The 18,003-nt window shown below is 50.4% G+C and carries 20 protein-coding genes; 7 read left to right on the plus strand and 13 right to left on the minus strand.

Translation table 11 applies throughout. The features are described 5' to 3' along the window. Positions 1 to 248 precede the first annotated feature (248 nt). From ACTHUR_RS01365 to ACTHUR_RS01375, 3 genes are read right to left on the minus strand one after another with little or no spacing between them, the layout of a single operon-like run. Positions 249 to 1,508: an RsmB/NOP family class I SAM-dependent RNA methyltransferase gene (locus ACTHUR_RS01365; protein ID WP_049335559.1), complete on the minus strand. Its 1,260-nt coding sequence runs from the start codon at positions 1,506 to 1,508 to the stop codon at positions 249 to 251. A gap of 35 nt (positions 1,509 to 1,543) precedes the next feature. After that, positions 1,544 to 2,413 (minus strand): DUF1853 family protein, encoded by an 870-nt coding sequence (locus ACTHUR_RS01370; RefSeq protein WP_049335560.1) that lies wholly within the window; start codon positions 2,411 to 2,413, stop codon positions 1,544 to 1,546. Positions 2,414 to 2,454: 41 nt separating this feature from the next. Beyond that, positions 2,455 to 3,270: an RNA methyltransferase gene (locus ACTHUR_RS01375; protein WP_049335615.1), complete on the minus strand. Its 816-nt coding sequence runs from the start codon at positions 3,268 to 3,270 to the stop codon at positions 2,455 to 2,457. Positions 3,271 to 3,444: 174 nt separating this feature from the next. Here ACTHUR_RS01375 and ACTHUR_RS01380 point away from each other — a divergent pair, with 174 nt between their 5' ends. From ACTHUR_RS01380 to ACTHUR_RS01405, 6 genes are all read left to right on the plus strand, one after another. Then, positions 3,445 to 4,230, plus strand: coding sequence for an inositol monophosphatase family protein (locus ACTHUR_RS01380; RefSeq protein WP_004519521.1), 786 nt, complete (start codon positions 3,445 to 3,447; stop codon positions 4,228 to 4,230). 263 nt (positions 4,231 to 4,493) lie between these two features. Beyond that, positions 4,494 to 5,297, plus strand: coding sequence for a glutamate 5-kinase (gene proB / locus ACTHUR_RS01385; RefSeq protein ID WP_049335562.1), 804 nt, complete (start codon positions 4,494 to 4,496; stop codon positions 5,295 to 5,297). Positions 5,298 to 5,306: 9 nt separating this feature from the next. After that, on the plus strand, positions 5,307 to 6,557 hold the full coding sequence (locus ACTHUR_RS01390) for a glutamate-5-semialdehyde dehydrogenase (RefSeq protein ID WP_049335564.1): 1,251 nt from the start codon (positions 5,307 to 5,309) through the stop codon (positions 6,555 to 6,557). 88 nt (positions 6,558 to 6,645) lie between these two features. Beyond that, complete coding sequence (gene grxD, locus ACTHUR_RS01395) at positions 6,646 to 6,957, plus strand: Grx4 family monothiol glutaredoxin (RefSeq protein WP_003681608.1); 312 nt, start codon at positions 6,646 to 6,648, stop codon at positions 6,955 to 6,957. Positions 6,958 to 7,103: 146 nt separating this feature from the next. Next, a complete protein-coding gene (gene upp, locus ACTHUR_RS01400) occupies positions 7,104 to 7,730 on the plus strand; it encodes a uracil phosphoribosyltransferase (RefSeq protein WP_004519527.1) in 627 nt (208 codons plus the stop codon). 97 nt (positions 7,731 to 7,827) lie between these two features. Beyond that, entirely contained in the window at positions 7,828 to 8,145 is a 318-nt protein-coding gene (locus tag ACTHUR_RS01405; protein ID WP_049335566.1) for a DUF2322 family protein, read from the plus strand. 61 nt (positions 8,146 to 8,206) lie between these two features. On the opposite strand, the gene trxA is transcribed toward ACTHUR_RS01405, so the two are convergent. From trxA to ACTHUR_RS01455, 10 genes are all read right to left on the minus strand, one after another. Further along, positions 8,207 to 8,539, minus strand: coding sequence for a thioredoxin TrxA (gene trxA / locus ACTHUR_RS01410; protein ID WP_003681479.1), 333 nt, complete (start codon positions 8,537 to 8,539; stop codon positions 8,207 to 8,209). Positions 8,540 to 8,665: 126 nt separating this feature from the next. Further along, on the minus strand, positions 8,666 to 10,231 hold the full coding sequence (locus ACTHUR_RS01415; RefSeq protein WP_049335567.1) for an ABC transporter ATP-binding protein: 1,566 nt from the start codon (positions 10,229 to 10,231) through the stop codon (positions 8,666 to 8,668). Between the two features lie 85 nt (positions 10,232 to 10,316). Then, entirely contained in the window at positions 10,317 to 11,870 is a 1,554-nt protein-coding gene (locus tag ACTHUR_RS01420) for a fatty acid--CoA ligase (RefSeq protein WP_070588366.1), read from the minus strand. A gap of 154 nt (positions 11,871 to 12,024) precedes the next feature. After that, entirely contained in the window at positions 12,025 to 12,123 is a 99-nt protein-coding gene (locus tag ACTHUR_RS01425; RefSeq protein ID WP_083300566.1) for a hypothetical protein, read from the minus strand. Between the two features lie 52 nt (positions 12,124 to 12,175). Then, positions 12,176 to 12,961, minus strand: coding sequence for a TatD family hydrolase (locus ACTHUR_RS01430; RefSeq protein ID WP_440361130.1), 786 nt, complete (start codon positions 12,959 to 12,961; stop codon positions 12,176 to 12,178). A 4-nt stretch (positions 12,962 to 12,965) separates the two neighbouring features. Beyond that, positions 12,966 to 13,319: a PilZ domain-containing protein gene (locus ACTHUR_RS01435; protein WP_003682949.1), complete on the minus strand. Its 354-nt coding sequence runs from the start codon at positions 13,317 to 13,319 to the stop codon at positions 12,966 to 12,968. Positions 13,320 to 13,329: 10 nt separating this feature from the next. Then, positions 13,330 to 14,310 carry a DNA polymerase III subunit delta' gene (locus tag ACTHUR_RS01440; RefSeq protein WP_070588368.1) on the minus strand — a complete coding sequence of 327 codons (981 nt, stop codon included), beginning with the start codon at positions 14,308 to 14,310 and terminating at the stop codon, positions 13,330 to 13,332. Positions 14,311 to 14,632: 322 nt separating this feature from the next. Further along, positions 14,633 to 15,949, minus strand: a complete 1,317-nt coding sequence (locus ACTHUR_RS01445) for an MFS transporter (RefSeq protein ID WP_070695371.1) — start codon at positions 15,947 to 15,949, stop codon at positions 14,633 to 14,635. Then, the gene (gene ccoS / locus ACTHUR_RS01450) at positions 15,946 to 16,134 is read right to left on the minus strand and encodes a cbb3-type cytochrome oxidase assembly protein CcoS (RefSeq protein WP_003681462.1); all 189 of its coding nucleotides are present in this window, start codon (positions 16,132 to 16,134) and stop codon (positions 15,946 to 15,948) included. The genes ACTHUR_RS01445 and ccoS overlap by 4 nt, the downstream gene beginning before the upstream one ends. Then, positions 16,134 to 16,439, minus strand: coding sequence for an HLGFF motif protein (locus tag ACTHUR_RS01455; RefSeq protein ID WP_049344144.1), 306 nt, complete (start codon positions 16,437 to 16,439; stop codon positions 16,134 to 16,136). Before ACTHUR_RS01455 ends, ccoS begins: the two co-directional genes overlap by 1 nt. 235 nt (positions 16,440 to 16,674) lie before the next feature. Here ACTHUR_RS01455 and ACTHUR_RS01460 point away from each other — a divergent pair, with 235 nt between their 5' ends. Beyond that, the gene (locus ACTHUR_RS01460) at positions 16,675 to 17,871 is read left to right on the plus strand and encodes an acetate kinase (protein ID WP_049344146.1); all 1,197 of its coding nucleotides are present in this window, start codon (positions 16,675 to 16,677) and stop codon (positions 17,869 to 17,871) included. The last annotated feature ends 132 nt before the right edge of the window (positions 17,872 to 18,003 follow it).

An 18,003-nucleotide genomic window follows, 5' to 3' on the forward strand; every position in this document is an offset into this window, starting at 1 on the left:
ATTTATATATTATCGTTGTCCGTATCGGGTATCGCCTGAGGCATGACCGGGCGAATTTTGAACGAGAACACATACATTTACAAAGCATAAAGCATTTTTTCCAGCTTTTCACAATATTCTGATGAAAGGTCAAGATACATGCCTTAAAGTATATTATTGCAGAGCGCGACTATCGTTTCTAATGATTTTAATGTAAAAAATCTATTAAAAAGGCCGTCTGAAAGGATTTCAGACGGCCTTTTTCAACCTTAATCCTTACGTTGCAATACAGCGGCAAAGAAACCGTCGGTTTGGTGTTCTCCAGAGTTGAGGCGCAGGTATTTTCCGGTATCCAAATCAACCTTCAGGCTTTGCAGCAGTTCGGCGCAGTTGACGAGTTCAAACTCGGGATGTTCGGACAGGAAACGTTCGACTTGCAACTCGTTTTCTTCCGGCAACACGCTGCAGGTGGCGTAAACCAAACGGCCTTGCGGTTTCACCAGTTTGGAGGCGGCATCGAGGATACTGTGTTGCTGTTCCAAAAGGTTGGCCACGGTCTCGGCGGATTGGCGGTATTTGAGGTCGGGATTGCGGCGTAAAGTACCCAAACCGGAGCAGGGCGCGTCCACCAACACGCGGTCGGCTTTGCCTGCCAGTCGGGCGATACGGGTATCGTGTTCGCTGCTGATGCGTTCGGGGTGGATATTGGTCAGTCCGGCACGGGTCATGCGCGGTTTGAGGTTGGCAAGGCGTTTTTCGGCGATGTCGAATGCGTAGATTCTGCCTTTGTTGGCCATTTGCGCGCCGACAGCCAAAGTTTTACCGCCGGCACCGGCACAGAAATCGACAATGATTTCGCCGCGTTTTGCGCCCACCAATAAGGCAAGCAGCTGGCTGCCTTCGTCTTGGACTTCCAGTGTACCGTCTAAAAATAGCTCGTGTTTGTTAAGCGCGATTTTGTTTTTCAGGCGGATGCCCCAAGGCGAATAAGGCGTGGCTTCTGCATCGGCACTTTCGGCTTGCAACAATGGCAGCACTTTATCGCGTTTGCCTTTCAAGGTATTGACGCGGATGTCGAGCGGGGCAGGTTGGTTGATGCTGCGGCCGAAGGCGAGGATTTCTTCTTCGCTCCAATGCCGTTGCAGTTGTTCTACCAGCCATTGCGGCAATTCTGCGGCGGTATTCAGGCCGTCTGAAAACTCGGTTTTGCGGGCTTTCAAATTGCCGAGGAACTCTGTTTCTTCTTCATCAAGCAGGTCTTTGATTTGGCTGATGTTGGTGCTTCTGCCGAGAACCAGTGCGGCGAGTGCTGCTTTGCGCGGCTGCGCGTGCGGACGGCGCAGGGCGGTACTGATTTTTTGATAGTGGCGCAATGCGGCAAAGGCTGTTTCGGCGATTTCGTGGCGGTCTTGGCGGCCGAGCTTTTTGTGTTCGCGGAAATAGGCGGAGAGGACGGCATCGGAAGGCTGTTTGAAAGTCAGCATTTCAGCCAAAACTTTGGCGGTATGGTCGAGTTGTGCGGCGTTCATAATGTAATGGGTTCTCTTAAAGTTGGTAAAGGGTTTCAGACGGCCTTCATGATGCGTTCGATTTCGTGCCAAAAGCCGTCCGGCCGTAATTCCAAAACGGCAATCAAGCCTTGGTCGATACGGCGGATTTCGGTTTCGTTCAATGTTTCGGTTTCGGCGACACGAGCAGGCGCGAGATAGGCCATACGGTCGAGCAGGTGGTAGCGGACTTCTTGGTGTTCAAACCAGTATTCCGCCCAATCTTGAATATAGATGCCGCGCCAGCCGTATGAGTTAAGTGGCGGCTCAAAAGCATGGAAACCTTGTGGAAAAAATCCGATGCCGCGCACGATGGAAGCAGGAAGCGGATTTTCCGGCAGGCCTTGTGCGGTTAAGGCTGCTTTGCCTTGCAGTGTATGTAGCAGCTGGGATTGCTGCACCAATTTGGCGGCCTTGTCCGTCAGCGTGTCTTTAGGGTTGAGACCGTGCAGGTTTTGCACTTGGTCTCCGCCGTAGTATTTACACGCCAGCTCGATATGGTAGGGCTGTTGGTTGAGGGAAACGACAAAATCCGCGGCACCTAAAGTTTGGCCGTCTGAAAAAACGGGCAGGTTGTATGCGTGCAGTTTGGCGTGCGGCGCGTTGGCAAACCAAAACGTCAACAACTCTTCGGCATAAATGCCGAGACGGTGGCCGAATGGGGAACGTTGGGCAAGGTGATCCATCAGCGGCGCGGGATCGGCGTCCAATGCCAAAAGGTAGCGGAAACCGTGCTCCCCCAATAGTTCGCGCACGCTCAATTCGCAACCGCTTTGCCACAAAGGGGGCGCAGTCAGCAGCGAGGCGAGGTCGCGGACGGGTTGGCTGGTGAGTTTCCACCATAATGCGTCTAGGGCGTAATTCATGCTTATCCGAATATCAGTCATGCTGTCTGAAAAAGCTTGTAATGTTTTCAGACGGCCTTAAATCAGTCTTTTTTATGGATACGGTGGCTGACGGTATTGAAAAAACCGCGCAGGATGTCGATGTCTTCGGTTTGCGTGTTGGCGCGTCCGAACAGGCTCTGCATACGGCGCATCAGGCGCTCGCCGTTGCGGCGGTTGAAAAAGCCGATGTCGTTCATCACGCTTTCCATGTGGGCGACCATGCCTTTGATTTGCTCATGGGTCGCAGCGTGGTCTTCCTGTTGAAGATGGGTCATGGGCGAATCGGTTTGGCTGAAGATTTCGTAGCACACGACCTGCACGGCTTGGGCGAGGTTGAGCGAGAAATAGTCGGGATTGCCGTTGATGGTCATCAGTCGGTTGCAGGCTTGGACTTCTTCGATGCTCAAGCCGAAAGTCTCGTTGCCGAAAACCAGTGCCACTTTTTCGCCTCGGTTGGCGGCCTGCAGTAATTCGGGCACCAAATCGCGCGGGGTTTGCAGCGGCGCGGTGATTTCGCGGCGGCGACTGGTCAGGGCGCAGGCGATGGTGGTGTCGGCAAGGGCTTCGTCCAAAGAGGCAGCAATGGTGGCATTTTCCAAAACGTCTGCCGCACCGGAAGCGAGGATGAAACTTTCTTCCGGTAATTTAAACGATTGCGGATGCTCCGGATCGAATACGGGCGGATTTTCCGTCATCGGCGTTGCCATCAGATTGGGGGCAACGATGGTCAGTTTGTGCAGGCCCATTGTTTTCATGGCGCGGGCGGCGGAGCCGATATTGGCGGGATGGCTGGTACGCGTGAGGATGATGCGGATATTGTCCAGATAGGCGGGCAGGGCGGGTTTTTCGGAAGTCATGTTTTGTTTTCTGTTTGTACGGGAATCAGGTATAATGCGCCATCTTTTTGTTTTCAGACGGCCTTTTTCCATGCCGTCTGAAATGTTCTTTAACAGCATCGGAAACGATTAACAGCCTCTTGTGTGCCTGTTCGGCGCATTAGGGCGTATTTTACCTGAATTAGGAAGAAAACCATGAATCCGTTTTTAAATACCGCTTTCAAAGCCGCCCGTAAAGCAGGGCAAATGATGATTCGCGCCGCCGGCAATCTGGATGCCGTCAAAGTAGACAGCAAAGCATTCAACGACTTCGTTTCCGATGTTGACCGCAGCTCCGAGATGATTTTGGTGGAAGCGCTCAAAGAAGCCTATCCGCATCATAAAATCACTTGCGAAGAAGGCGGCTCCCACGGTAAAGCCACCGCCGAGTACGAATGGATTATCGACCCGCTCGACGGCACAACCAACTTCCTCCACGGCCATCCCCAATACGCCATCTCTATGGCACTCCTGCACAAAGGCGTGTTGCAAGAAGCTTTGGTGTACGCACCTGAGCGCAACGACGTATACATGGCTTCCCGCGGCAAAGGCGCGTTGCTCAACGACCGCCGTATCCGCGTTTCCAACCGCATCGAATTGAACCGCTGCCTGATTGGTACCGGCTTCCCTGTTGTCGATCAAAGCATGATGGACAAGTATCTGGCGATTTTGAAAGATTTCTTGTCAAAAACCGCCGGCGGCCGTCGTGAAGGCGCGGCTTCTTTGGATTTGTGTGCCGTTGCGGCCGGCCGTTTGGACGGTTTCTTTGAGTTCAACCTCAAACCTTGGGATATTGCCGCCGGTGCATTGATTGTCCAAGAAGCAGGCGGCATCGTTACCGATATGTCCGGCGATGAAGGCTGGTTGGAAAGCGGCGACATCGTTGCGGCCAATCCTAAAGTATTGGCACAAATGCTGAAAATTATTTCTGAACACCAATAAGCTTTTGTAGGGAACGGTCTGTATTTATCGTGACAGGCTAGAGTTTAAACAATCGGTAAAAGGCCGTCTGAAACCTGAAATAGGGTTTCAGACGGCCTTTTATTTTGTTATTAACGGATTCGGATAAGAGCTGAAAATACGGCTTTTAAAGGAAGCGTTTTTAATTTTGTCTGTATTTTCTATTGCTTCGCAGTTATGATATGGATACGTTTGGCTGAAATAATGCCGCATGCAATCATAAAAATAGAAAGCAGAGGAGAATAATGAAACGAGATTTTGAAGCAGTAAAACGCATTGTTATTAAGATTGGAACCAGTTCGTTGGTGTTGCCAAACGGCAAAATCAATTTGGCAAAAATCGACCAACTGGCCTTTGTCATTTCCAGCTTGGTCAGTAAGGACAAAGAAATTGTGCTGGTGTCTTCCGGCGCGATGGGCTTTGGGCTGAATGTCCTCAACATGGAAAAACGTCCGGCGGAAATGGCGCAGCAGCAGGCTGTTTCCAGCGTCGGCCAAGTGGCCATGATGAGCCTTTACTCGCAGATTTTTTCCCATTATCGGATGACGGTATCGCAAATCCTGCTGACGCGTGATGTGGTCGAATATCCGGAAAGTTTGGCAAACGTTACCAATGCTTTTGAATCCCTGCTTTCCATCGGCGTCATCCCTATTGTCAATGAGAACGACGCGGTCAGCGTGGATGAGATGGACCATGCCACCAAGTTTGGCGATAACGACCGTTTGTCGGCAGTCGTGGCGAAAATCGTTAAAGCCGATTTGCTGATTATGTTGTCCGATATTGACGGTTTGTTTGATAAAAATCCGGCTGTTCACGCCGATGCCAAGCTGCGCAGCCATGTTGCCGATATTACCGAAGAAATTATTGCTTCTGCCGGCGGATCGGGCAGTAAGTTTGGTACGGGCGGCATGTTCAGTAAGATTAAGAGTGCGCAGATGATGTTTGAACATCACGGCCAGATGGTGTTGATGAACAGCGCCAATCCGCGCGATATTCTTCAGGTTTTAGATGGCGCGCCTATTGGAACGTGGTTTGCACAAGAGAAATAGGGAGGTTTGATGAGCTATATCGAACAGTTGGGCAAGAATGCCCAAAAAGCCAGTAAAACGTTAATCAGCTTGGGAAGCTTGGAAAAAAACAATCTGCTGCGTCAGGTTGCAACGGCGTTGGTTGAACAGGCTGAGATGATTTTGGCAGAAAATGCCCGCGATTTGGCCGCTGCAAAAGAAAACGGCATTTCGGACATTATGCTCGACAGGCTGCGTTTGAATCACGAACGCATCAAAGGCATTGCGGAAGGCGTTGGGCAGGTTGCCGATTTGCAGGACCCAATTGGGCAGGTTGTCCGCGGCTATATCAATTTGGACGGTTTGAAAATAGTTCAAAAACGCGTGCCTTTGGGCGTGGTTGCCATGATTTTTGAAAGCCGCCCGAATGTTTCGGTCGATGCGTTTTCTCTGGCCTTTAAAACCGGCAATGCCATTATTTTGCGCGGCGGTCGCGATGCCATCCATTCCAATACCGCATTGATTGCCGTCATCAGGCAGACTTTGGTAAAAGCGGGGATGGATGCCGATGTGGTGCAGCTGGTTGAAGATACCAGTCATGCTGCCGCTGAGGAATTGATGCAGGCGGTTGATTATATTGATGTACTGATTCCGCGCGGCGGCGCGCGCTTGATTCAGACGGTGAAAGAGAAATCGAAAGTTCCCGTCATTGAAACCGGAGTCGGTAATTGCCATATTTATGTGGATGACAGTGCCGATTTGGAGATGGCGGTCAATATCGTCGTGAACGCGAAAACGCAGCGTCCGAGCGTGTGCAATGCCGCGGAGTCTTTGGTTGTTCATGAAAAGATAGCGGAAGCGTTTTTGCCAAAACTGGAAGAAGCCGTTGCCAAAGTGCATCCGATCGAATTTAGAGCCGATCAGGAAGCGCTGCGTATTTTTAAAAATGCTGTTTTGGCAACCGAGGAAGATTACAGTACCGAGTTTCTTGACTATATTATGTCGGTCAAAACGGTAAAATCAGTGGAAGAAGCCGTCGATTGGATTAACGGCCATACGACGCATCACTCGGAAGCGATTGTGACCCAAAGCATTGCCCATGCCGAGTTTTTCCAAGAAAGCATTGATGCGGCGGCGGTTTATGTCAATGCGTCCACTCGGTTCACCGACGGCTTTGTTTTCGGATTGGGCGCGGAAATTGGTATTTCCACCCAAAAAATGCACGCCCGCGGCCCGATGGGTTTGGAAGCGCTGACTTCGACCAAGTTCTACATCAACGGCAACGGTCAGATCCGACGTTGATAAACGCCCCTCAACTTCATCAATTTGCGTATAATGGCGGGAAATTTGATTTTTCCCGAACAACCGATTTAGTAAAAAGGAACACACCATGTCCTCTATCCACGATCAAATCAAAGAAGTCGTTACCACACACCGCGTCGTATTGTTCATGAAAGGCACGAAGCAATTTCCGCAATGCGGCTTCTCTTCCCGTGCCGTACAAATCCTCAATGCGGCAGGTTGCACCGACTATGTGACTGTCAACGTATTGGAAAACGATGCCGTACGCCAAGGCATTAAAGAATACAGCGACTGGCCGACCATTCCTCAACTGTACGTTAACGGCGAATTTGTCGGCGGCTCCGACATTTTGATGGAAATGTATGAAGCAGGCGAACTGCAAGAATTGCTGAAAGCTTAATTATCCACAATATTCCGTAATGTAAAATTGTTGACAAAGGCCGTCTGAAACCCTGATTCAGACGGCCTTTCGCATGAATACGCACTTTGCGCGCCATGCGAAAAAAAGTATAATCCCCCTCCATCAACGCAATTCGGAAAATCAACATGAACGTTACCGTTATCAACCACCCTTTAGTCCGCCACAAACTCACGCTGATGCGTGAAGCGGATTGCAGCACTTACAAATTCCGCACGCTTACCACCGAGTTGGCACGTCTGATGGCATATGAGGCCAGCCGTGATTTTGAAATTGAAAAATATATTATTGACGGCTGGTGCGGCTCTATTGAAGGCGACCGCATCAAAGGCAAAACGCTGACCGTTGTCCCGATTTTGCGTGCCGGTTTGGGTATGCTTGACGGCGTACTCGACCTGATTCCGACTGCCAAAATCAGCGTTGTCGGCTTGCAGCGCGATGAAGAAACTTTGAAACCGGTTTCTTATTTTGAAAAATTTGTCGACAGCATGGACGAACGTCCCGCACTGATTATTGACCCAATGTTGGCGACCGGCGGCTCTATGGTTGCCACCATCGACCTTTTAAAAGCCAAAGGTTGCCGTAACATCAAAGCATTGGTATTGGTTGCCGCTCCGGAAGGCGTAAAAGCCGTCAATGACGCGCATCCTGATGTAACCATCTACACTGCCGCGCTCGACAGCCACTTGAACGAACACGGCTACATCATTCCCGGTTTGGGCGATGCCGGCGATAAGATTTTCGGTACACGTTAATTGAAATGTTTAAGGCCGTCTGAAAAGTGTCAAACCTAAACTTTCAGACGGCCTTGTTATATGGTTTGCTTTAAAACCCACATCAGAAAGGACAATCATGAGCTTCCAAGATAATCTTGCCGCCATGCCTGCCATCGATCATTTGAGCGGCTTAGATATTCTCGACAAAGAGGGCAATGTGGTTCATCACATTCCCAATGCACCCGGCAAACAAGGCTCGCTCAAGCTTTACCATGCTTTGGCGCAAGAGTTTGGCGGTAAACTTGACGCAGCGGCGGCAGAACGCGGCCTGGCATGGTTTGCCGAACATGTTGCCGATGCCGAAGCCAATCCGGGCAAACATCCGAATATTGATTTGCTGTTTAAAGTGAAAGCTGAAAATGCCAGCCTGACTTTGAAACCATTGGCTGCTTAATGAATACAAAAAAGGCCGTCTGAAAACAATTTTCAGACGGCCTTTTTATATGCTTAAAGCCTCAAGCGATAGAGGCTTCAACGAATGCAGTCAGTTGACCTTTAGCCAATGCGCCAACTTTAGTGGCAACGTTTTCGCCGTTTTTGAACACCATCAGGGTAGGGATGCCGCGAACGCCGAATTTGGCAGGAGTGGCTTCATTGTCGTCGATGTTGATTTTAACGACTTTCAGACGGCCTTGGAATTCGGAGGCAATGTCGTCCAAGATTGGGGCGATCATTTTGCAAGGGCCGCACCATGGTGCCCAGAAGTCCAGCAATACAGGTACGTCGGATTTCAAAACGTCTTGTTCGAAGCTGGCATCGCTGGCGTGGATAATCAATTCGCTGCTCATGTTTGTTTCCTTTTGAATGGGGATCGATAAATATGTTGTTCAGGATAGTGGCAGACTGGGAAAATTTCAAGTGCCGCCACTCGGTAATAGTTTTTTTGAAATGCGTCTATCGTAATCCTTAAAGATTCAGACGGCCTCTTGGACCATGTGGCCGGAGTGGGCAATCAAATGACGTGTGTAGTCGCTGGCCGGATTGGCAAATACGCTTTCGCATTCGCCTTCTTCAACGACTTGACCGTCTTTCAACACCATCACGCGGTGGGAAATGGCGCGGATGACGGCGAGGTCGTGGCTGATGATGATGAAGGCGAGGCCGTATTCTTTTTGCAGGCCGCTGAGTAATTCAAGGATTTGTTGTTGCCATTGGACATCGAGCGCACTGGTTGGTTCGTCCAATACGAGGATTTTCGGGCGGACAATGATGGCGCGGGCGATGGCGAGGCGTTGGCGTTGGCCGCCGGAAAATGCGTGCGGATAGCGTTCGAGTGCGTCTTCGGGCAGGCCGACTTGTTTGAGGACTTCTTCGACGCGGCGGCGCATTTCTTCGCGCGGCATTTCAGGTTCGTGCACGCGTAAGGCTTCGGAAACGGTATCGAAGACGTTCATGCGCGGATTGAATGCGCCGAACGGGTCTTGGAACACCATTTGGATTTCGCGTCTCAATTCGTGTTTCCATGGTTCGCCGTTGACAATCAGGCTGCCTTCGGAATCGATAAGGTGCATAACGGCTTTGGCCAGTGTGGTTTTGCCGCTGCCGCTTTCGCCGATGATGCCTAAGGTTTCGCCGGATTTGAGGTCGAAAGAAATGGGGTTGAGAATGGTTTTGTCGCGTTTTTTAAACCAACCGTCCGATTCTTTGACGGAAAAGGCGACGTGCTCGGCCTTAAGTACGGTGGCCGGGTTTTCAGGCAAGGGGGCCACTCGGCGCGTTGTGCCGGCGTTGAGCAGCATTTTGGTGTATTCGTGCTGCGGATTGGCGAAGACTTCGGCTGCTTTGCCGGTTTCAAGGATGCGGCCGTTACGCATAACGGCGACATCGTCGGCAAAACGGCGCACGAGGTTTAAGTCGTGCGTAATGTAGAGCATGGTCATGCCGTGTTCTTCCTGCAGGCGTGAGAGCAGGTCGAGGATTTGGGCTTGAACGGCAACGTCCAAAGCAGTGGTCGGTTCGTCGGCAATCAGGAGCTTGGGTTGGGCGGATACGGCCATGGCAATCATGGCGCGCTGGCGTTGGCCGCCGGAAAGTTGGAACGGATAAGCCTGGGCTTTTTGCTCGGGCTGGTGGATGCCGGTTTCGTCTAGGAGTTCGATGGCGCGCGCCCATGCCTGTTTTTTATCCAAACCCAAATGCAGGGTCAGGACTTCGGCGATTTGTTCGCCGACGCGCATCACGGGGTTGAGGGCGGTCATGGGTTCTTGAAACACCATGCCGATTTCGCAGCCGCGCAGCTTTTGCAGGGCGCGTTCGGACTGGGTCAGCAGGTCGGTTCCGCAATATTTCAGACGGCCTTCAAAGCTAACCATCGGGTTGAGGCGCATAATGCCTTGCGACAATACGGTTTTGCCGCTGCCGCTCTCACCAACCAATGCCAGCTTGCGGCCGGGTTGCAAGGTCAGGTTGATATTGTGCAGGACTTGCTTGCTCGGAAAGGAGCCGTTTAGGTTTTCGATTTCGAGTATAGGTGTCGTCATGGTTGTGGCCGTCTGAAAAGGTTTGTGGAATACAGGTTGTTTTCAGACGGCCTGCATGAATCAAGAGGCCGTCTGAAACAGCGGTTTAGTCTTGAAACTGTTCTTTGAGTTTGCGTTTTAACACTTTGCCGGTGGCATTGCGCGGCAGCTCGTCTTGGAAGATGATTTGTTTGGGGATTTTAAAGTTTGCCAACAGGCCGCGCAGGTGGCTGCGGACTTCGGCTTCTTCCAGCTTCATGCCTTCTTTGAGTTGGATAAAGGCAATGATTTCTTCATCGGCGTATTGGTCTTTCACGCCAATGACGGCGGCGGCTTCCACGGCTTCGAGTTTGTAGATGGCTTCTTCGATTTCGCGCGGATAGACGTTTTGGCCTTTGGAGATAATTAGGTCTTTTTTGCGGTCGACGATGAAGATGAAGCCGTCTTCGTCTATGGTGACAAAGTCGCCGGTTTTCAGCCAACCGTTGACGATGGTTTCATCTGTGGCGTCAGGCATATTGAGGTAGCCTTGCATGACCGAGCCGCCTTTGATGATCAGTTCGCCCACTTCGCCGCGCGGCACTTCGACCAATTCGTCATCGACGGCTTTCACGGTCAGGCCGGGCAGGGCGACGCCGACGCTGGCGGTTTTTTGGCGTTCGGGCGTATTGACGGCCACGACGGGCGAGCATTCGCTCAAGCCGTAGCCTTCCAGCAATTTGGCACGCGGGAATTTGGCTTTGAAGTCGTCAATGGTTTGTCCGGCCAAAGGCGCGCCGCCGCTGATAAACAGGCGGACGCGGTTGAACCATCTGAAATACCAAGGAATTTTGGCCTTGCTCATGGCGGTGTAAATAGCCGGTACGCCGAGGAAAATGGTAGCGCGTTTGAGCAAAACCTGTTTCAACACGTTGGAGAACGGGAAGACGGATTTGACCAAAATAATCGAGCAGGCTTGATATATCGGCAGCAAAACCATGGCAGTCAGCGTAAAGCTGTGGAACATCGGCAAGAAGACGACGAAGCGGTCTTTGCTTGAAATTTGGAAAATTTGTTCGATGCCCGAAAGGTTGGAAAACAGGTTGCTGTAACTGATTAATGCGCCTTTGGGATGGCCGGTTGTACCGGAGGTGTAGATAATGTGCGCCAAATCGTTGACAGACGGCTGACGGCTCAGATTCGGCTTGCCGGGGAATGTGCGTGCGGCATCGAAATAGCTGTCTTCGCCACTGGCGGCTTGGGTTTCGCCAATCCAGATGATTTTACGGACTTTGGTTTTGGCTTTGATGTTTTTGAGTTCTTTGGCCAACGGCGCGGAGGCGAACATAAAGTGTGCGTCGCAGTCATTGAGGATGTAGGAAAATTCTTCGCTTTTCAAAAAGACGTTGAGTGGGACGGCTACTGCGCCGATGGAAGTAATGGCGAAATAGGCGGCAATAAATTCGGGAGAGTTGGAAACGACAAGGGCGACCTTGTCGCCATATTGTACGCCTTCGTGTTGCAGATAGGCGGCGACGGTTTCTACTTCGTGTTTGAGGGAGGAATAGCTGATTTTTTCTTTGTCGTTGAAAATGACCGTGCCTTTACCGTTTTTTTGGCAGGCGGCTGTCAACATGGCGTAAAAATTAGAGTGGGTGTGCATTTCGGAGTTCGTGTCCATATTGTGTCGATGGGTGTACGGTTTCGATGAACCGTTTATTTCGAAGGATAGGTTTTACATCCTATCGGTAAAATAAGCAAGAGGCCGTCTGAAAATACTTTCAGACGGCCTTGAGCTTTGCTGGGCTTAGGAAAGCAATATTTTGAATTTAAATTCATTTATTGTGTTGATGGAAATATTCCCATTCTTTAAAGGTCCGGCCGTTCGGAAGATAGCGCAAGCCGATTTTGTTGTCGTTTCTGTCTTGAGCCATTTTGAGTTTGCCGCTGCGTTTGAGGCAGAACCGGTGGTAGAAAGCCTTAGAACTAGCCGTTGTTCAGACGGCTGTCAGGTACTTTCTTAAACAGGCGGTAGAAATTGTCGCTGGTGTTTTGTGCCAATGTTTCCAAGCTCTCGCCGCGCAGATTGGCTACGAATTCGGCTGTATAGCGGACGTAGGACGGCTCGTTTTGTTTGCCGCGTTTGGGAACCGGCGCGAGGAAGGGTGCATCGGTTTCTACCAAGATTCTATCGGCTGGGACGTATTTGGCGGCTTCCTGAATCAGCGGTGCGTTTTTAAACGTCACAATGCCGGAGAAGGAGATGTATAACCCTAAATCCAAAGTGGCTTTGGCAAAGGCGATGTCTTCAGAGAAGCAATGAATCACGCCGGAATTAGTGTGGCATTCTTTCAAAATCCGCAACGTGTCTTCGGCTGCATCGCGCGTGTGGACGATAACGGGCAGGCCGCTTTCGTTGGCTGCTTGGATATGGTCGGCAAAGCGTTGATGTTGCCATGACAAATCGCCTTTGCACCAGTAATAGTCCAAACCGGTTTCGCCGATACCGACGATTTTCGGATGTTTGGCGGCCTCTACCATTTCGGCAATGGTAAATTCTTCTGCTTCTTGGCTGTCGGGATGTATGCCGATGGTGCAGTAGATGTGGTCATTTGCCTGAGCAATGTCGAAGACTTCGGCAAAACTTTGTTTGCTGACGCTGATGGCAAGCGCCTGTTTGACGCTTTGCGCTTCCATATTGGCAAAGACTTCGGGCAGGCGGTCTTTTAAGCCGTCAAAGTTGAGATGGCAATGTGAATCGATTAAATACATGGTATTACAGGGTAAAAGTAGTGCGGTCGCTGCGCAGGCGCGGGCCAAGCTCGGCTTCGATCAGGTTTTTTGCCTGCAGGCAGCTTTCGTGTTCGGAGAATGCAAGGCCTACGCCTTTGGGGCGATGGGCCGAGGTGCGCGCCGGATTGATCCAAACGACTTTAGTTGGCAGGAAGCGTTTGGGATAGTCGGCGATTTCGACGGCCAAGAGGATGTCTTCGCCTAGTGAGAATACGTCATCGGTCGGTACGAACAGGCCGCCGTGTTCTAAAAACGGCATATAGCAGTTGTACAACAGATTGGGGTCTTTGAGTTGCAAGGCCAACATCTTCGCCGGAATGTCTTTTTTATTCATCATTGATTACCTGTTAGGGTTTGTTTTGCCAAAAATCTAAATATTCGATAAGCAGATACTCAAGCTGCATTTTAACACTCAAGGTATGGTATCCGTAAGGGTTGAGCGCGTTCAGACGGCCCAATAGGGCAAACAGTTTGCGTGAATCGGTTTTAGAGGCCGTCTGAAGCAGGGCTTGGGCATGGTGCGGATAATAAAGCGGCGCCATGCTTTGTTGTGCCAAGCCGACATCCATCAGCCACTTTTGCAACCAGTCGATGAAAACGGCCAGCGGTTGTTTTTGTTTGTCGAACGCGGCGGCGTAGTCGAGTATGGCTAACAGGCGCGGTGCGGCCAGCAGAGTCAGCAACTCTTCGCGTAATGCGTCCAATTCGGGAGTCGGCGTGAATAAAGGTGCGCCGCTGTGAAATGCCAACAAGGCTTCAGCATTTCCCACACCCTGTTGGCGCAGGTATGCCGCAGCCTGCTCATGGGTAGGCGAGGGCAGCACCATCTGGCGGCAACGGCTTTTGATGGTAGGCAGGAGTTTGTCGCGCGCATGGGTAACGAGCAGGAAAACGACGTGTTGCGGCGGCTCTTCCAGAGCTTTCAACAAACCGTTTGCCGCCTGTGTGTTCATGCTTTCAGCCGGATGCACCAATACCACGCGCAGTCCGCCGCGGACAGCGGTCAGGTAAATGTTTTCCACAATATCGCGCACGGCATCGATTTTGATTTGCAGGAGTTTGCGTCCTGTTGCCTCGCCTTCGGGCATTTCCGGCGTGAGTTCGTAAAAGTCGGGATGGGTGTTTTGGCTGAACAAATGGCACGAAGCACACTCGCCGCAGGGTTCATGGCCGGACTTGGGCGATTCGCACAGCAATGCCTGCGCGACAAAGCGGGCAAACTCGGTTTTGCCGGTATTTTCTTTGCCGGTAAACAGCCAAGCGTTGGGTCGGTTTTGCCAATGGGCGGCGAGCTGTTGCCATTGGGTTTCATGCCATGGGTAAATCATATCGTTTGGGAACTATAAGGTAGGTGGTTATTATACTCTCAGGCCGTCTGAAAAAGGTTTCAGACGGCCTTTAATAAACTGCTTAAAAATTAATCAAGTATCTTTTTGCTTTGAAATATCAATTATTAAGCTTACTTATTCACAGCCTTTGCACACGCTTGTTTGGGGAAAATGTGCATTTTGTTTGGTAGTAAAGTTGTACTTAAAATTTAGTCAGTCCTGTTTTTTAATGTTAAATCAGACAGTAATCTGATTTATGCACAAGCTGTCCACGCGATTGAATAGTGAAAATGTGCATGGTGGGGAGACATTTCAGACGGCCTTATTTGCTGCTTTTCAACAAAGCGGTCAAATCCCCGATAAATTTCGATTCCCGTTTGATGAGGTAAACAATCAACGGAATATTACCTACGGCAACAATCAAATACAGCAGCGTGATGCTGTTGAACAACATCAGCAAAACCGCGCTCAAAATGGCAGCCGACACCATAAACACGCCGTTGATGATGTTGTTGGCGGCAACAGCATGGGCGCGGAAGGTTTCGCTGCTGGCAGTTTGCAGCCAAGTGTAGAGCGGTACGGAGAAGAAGCCGCCGAAAAAGCCGATGGCCGACATCACGAGCATAATCGGATACGTTTGGGCTTGCGATAAAAACCAAATAATGCCGTTTAATTCGGTAAAACGTTGGCCTTGGGTCAGCCACACCAGCAATAATCCACAGACCGTCAGTCCCAGAGTGCCGATGGTAACCAAGCCCAAAATCAGGCGTTCGTGGCTGAGTTTGGCGCATAACACCGAGCCGATGGCGATACCGATGGAGAACAGCGCCAACATCAGGTTGAACACATTATCGTTGCCGCCCAAATGGATTTGCGTGAACGTTGGCAGTTGGGTGGTATAAACCGAGCCGATAAACCAAAACCATGAAATACCAATGATGGAAGTGAATACGGGACGATTGGCCGCCGCTTCACGAATCAGTGAATTCGTGCCTTTAATGATGTTCCATTCGATTTTTGTGTCCGACATTTTAGCGGGTACAGACGGCATAAACAGGCTGGTCATCGAGCCGCCGATAGCGACCAATAACACCAAACCACCAACAATATACGGCGGAACACCTGCGACTGCGGTGCCCAAAATTTGGCCGAGCAAAATGGAGATAAACGTACCCGATTCAATCAGGCTGTTGCCCATAATCAGCTCTTTGTCGTTGAGGTAATCGGGCAAAATGGCATATTTCAGAGGGCCGAACAAAGTCGATTGCGTACCCATGCAAAACAGGCAGATTAAAAGCAAAGGCGCGGATTGAATATAGAAGCCATATGCTGCCACTGCCATAATGATGATTTCCAACAGCTTGATCCAGCGCGCTAAAACGGCTTTATCGAATTTGTTGCTCAGCTGTCCTGACAGTGCGGAAAACAGGAAGTAGGGCAGAATAAACAGCATTGCGCCCAAATTCAGCATTTGGCTGGGCGGCAGAAAGTCGTTTTTACCCAAACCGTAAAAACTGATCATCACGAATAATGCGGTTTTGAACATATTATCGTTCAACGCGCCCAAAAACTGCGTCCCAAAGAGCGGCGCAAAACGGCGGGTCGTGTGGAAATTCAGATTGTCTTTTTTAAGGCTCATTGTTTGGATTCTTTGTCTTCGTCTTTTTCGATCAGTTTTTCAGTGGAGTCGTCATCCATCAAAATGCGGTGCGCAGGTCCTTCAAGGTCGTCAAACTGTCCGTTTTTACCCGACCACCAGAAAAACCAGCCGATGATGAAGGCCAAAATAATGCTGATGGGGACAAGGATAAACATACTTTCCATTACATCGCTCCGGTCAAATCGGTCAGGATAAAGGTTTTACCGCTAATGGTCAGGTATTCGTTGCGCAACGAACCGATATTTTTATCGTCAAAAAACAGTTCGATACGGTCTTTAACCACGCGCCAGTATTGCGGGATATCGGTTTGCTCAAAAGGCGACAATACCGCCGCTTCGGCTGCGTCTTCACTTTGCAGCTTGATTACAAAGCGTCCGCTTTGCGGCGGATTTTGCGATTCATCGTCTGCCAGCATAATGAAAAATCCGGCGTGTTCGCCGTCTTGAGTGTGGATACTGAAATAATGCATATCGGTAAATTTTCAAAACCGTCGTCATTTTTTCAGACGGCCTAAAATAAAATTCCGTCCATTTTACATCAAATATTAAGTCAAGCAGCCGATTACATTTTTTGTTAGAATACGACGTTTACTTTGTTAATCTGTTCAGACCGCTACCCACTACGTCCCACAAGGGGTGCAACATAGCCGGAGCCGCAGTAAGGTCCCGACAAAAATGCCGTCTGAAACCTCAAGGAGCATAAAAATGTCACAAAAATTAATCTTGGTTTTGAACTGCGGTAGCTCTTCCCTCAAAGGTGCCGTATTGGATAACGACAGCGGCGAAGTATTGCTGAGCTGCCTGGCAGAAAAGCTCAATCTGCCTGATGCCTACATTACCTTTAAATTCAACGGTGAAAAACACAAAGTTGACCTGTCTGCCAAGCCCGACCACACCGGCGCAGTTGAAGCCCTGATGGAAGAACTCAAAGCCCACGGCCTCGACAGCCGCATCGGCGCCATCGGTCACCGCGTCGTCAGCGGCGGCGAACTGTACAGCGAATCCATCCTCGTTGACGACGAAGTTATCGCTGGCATCGAAAAATGTATCCCGCTCGCTCCCCTGCACAACCCGGCCCACCTTTTGGGTCTGCGTGCCGCACAAAGCATTTTCAAAGGTTTGCCTAACGTTGTCGTATTCGACACCGCCTTCCACCAAACCATGCCGGAACATGCCTACACCTACGCTGTTCCACATGAATTGTATGAAAAATACGGCTTGCGTCGCTACGGCGCGCACGGTACCAGCTACCGCTACGTTTCTGATGAAACCGCCCGTTTCCTCGGTAAAGACAAAAAAGACCTGCGCATGGTGATTGCCCACTTGGGTAACGGCGCATCTATTACCGCCGTCGCCAACGGCGAATCACGCGATACCAGCATGGGTCTGACTCCGCTAGAAGGTTTGGTCATGGGTACCCGCAGCGGCGATATCGACCCTTCAGTTTTCAGCTTCTTGGCTGAAAATGCCAACATGACCATCGCCCAAATCACCGACATGCTGAACAAAAAATCAGGTCTGCTCGGTATTTCAGGTTTGTCCAATGACTGCCGTACCATCGAAGAAGAAGCTGCAAAAGGTCATCCAGGCGCCAAACTGGCTTTGGAAATGTTCATCTACCGCTTGGCTAAATACATCGGCAGCATGACAGTCGCGGCAGGCGGTTTGGACGCATTGGTCTTCACCGGCGGTATCGGTGAAAACTCCGACATCATCCGCGAACGCGTATTGGGCTACTTGGGCTTCCTCGGTCTGTACATCGACCAAGAAGCCAACCTAAAAGCCCGTTTCGGTAATGCTGGTGTGATTACCACTGCCGACAGCAAAGCTGTTGCCGTTGTGATTCCTACCAACGAAGAATTGATGATTGCACACGATACTGCCCGTCTGAGCGGCCTGTAATCTCCGTCATTATTGAAAACCTGCCCGCAAGGGCAGGTTTTTTTGTTGTGTATAGATGAAGAAAATTTTGAGGATATATCGAAAAAAGCCGGAAAACATTGCGTTTACCGGCTTTTTAATCAGTGCAATATG

The organism is Neisseria sp. P0021.S007 (assembly GCF_051956855.1).

Excerpts from the sequence above, each read along its gene's own strand:
- ACTHUR_RS01365 (WP_049335559.1), bottom strand. The coding sequence starts at position 1,508 with ATGAACGCCGCACAACTCGACCATACCGCCAAAGTTTTGGCTGAAATG.
- ACTHUR_RS01370 (WP_049335560.1), bottom strand. The coding sequence starts at position 2,413 with ATGACTGATATTCGGATAAGCATGAATTACGCCCTAGACGCATTATGG.
- ACTHUR_RS01375 (WP_049335615.1), bottom strand. The coding sequence starts at position 3,270 with ATGACTTCCGAAAAACCCGCCCTGCCCGCCTATCTGGACAATATCCGC.
- ACTHUR_RS01380 (WP_004519521.1), top strand. The coding sequence starts at position 3,445 with ATGAATCCGTTTTTAAATACCGCTTTCAAAGCCGCCCGTAAAGCAGGG.
- proB (WP_049335562.1), top strand. The coding sequence starts at position 4,494 with ATGAAACGAGATTTTGAAGCAGTAAAACGCATTGTTATTAAGATTGGA.
- ACTHUR_RS01390 (WP_049335564.1), top strand. The coding sequence starts at position 5,307 with ATGAGCTATATCGAACAGTTGGGCAAGAATGCCCAAAAAGCCAGTAAA.
- grxD (WP_003681608.1), top strand. The coding sequence starts at position 6,646 with ATGTCCTCTATCCACGATCAAATCAAAGAAGTCGTTACCACACACCGC.
- upp (WP_004519527.1), top strand. The coding sequence starts at position 7,104 with ATGAACGTTACCGTTATCAACCACCCTTTAGTCCGCCACAAACTCACG.
- ACTHUR_RS01405 (WP_049335566.1), top strand. The coding sequence starts at position 7,828 with ATGAGCTTCCAAGATAATCTTGCCGCCATGCCTGCCATCGATCATTTG.
- trxA (WP_003681479.1), bottom strand. The coding sequence starts at position 8,539 with ATGAGCAGCGAATTGATTATCCACGCCAGCGATGCCAGCTTCGAACAA.
- ACTHUR_RS01415 (WP_049335567.1), bottom strand. The coding sequence starts at position 10,231 with ATGACGACACCTATACTCGAAATCGAAAACCTAAACGGCTCCTTTCCG.
- ACTHUR_RS01420 (WP_070588366.1), bottom strand. The coding sequence starts at position 11,870 with ATGGACACGAACTCCGAAATGCACACCCACTCTAATTTTTACGCCATG.
- ACTHUR_RS01425 (WP_083300566.1), bottom strand. The coding sequence starts at position 12,123 with ATGGCTCAAGACAGAAACGACAACAAAATCGGCTTGCGCTATCTTCCG.
- ACTHUR_RS01430 (WP_440361130.1), bottom strand. The coding sequence starts at position 12,961 with ATGTATTTAATCGATTCACATTGCCATCTCAACTTTGACGGCTTAAAA.
- ACTHUR_RS01435 (WP_003682949.1), bottom strand. The coding sequence starts at position 13,319 with ATGATGAATAAAAAAGACATTCCGGCGAAGATGTTGGCCTTGCAACTC.
- ACTHUR_RS01440 (WP_070588368.1), bottom strand. The coding sequence starts at position 14,310 with ATGATTTACCCATGGCATGAAACCCAATGGCAACAGCTCGCCGCCCAT.
- ACTHUR_RS01445 (WP_070695371.1), bottom strand. The coding sequence starts at position 15,949 with ATGAGCCTTAAAAAAGACAATCTGAATTTCCACACGACCCGCCGTTTT.
- ccoS (WP_003681462.1), bottom strand. The coding sequence starts at position 16,134 with ATGGAAAGTATGTTTATCCTTGTCCCCATCAGCATTATTTTGGCCTTC.
- ACTHUR_RS01455 (WP_049344144.1), bottom strand. The coding sequence starts at position 16,439 with ATGCATTATTTCAGTATCCACACTCAAGACGGCGAACACGCCGGATTT.
- ACTHUR_RS01460 (WP_049344146.1), top strand. The coding sequence starts at position 16,675 with ATGTCACAAAAATTAATCTTGGTTTTGAACTGCGGTAGCTCTTCCCTC.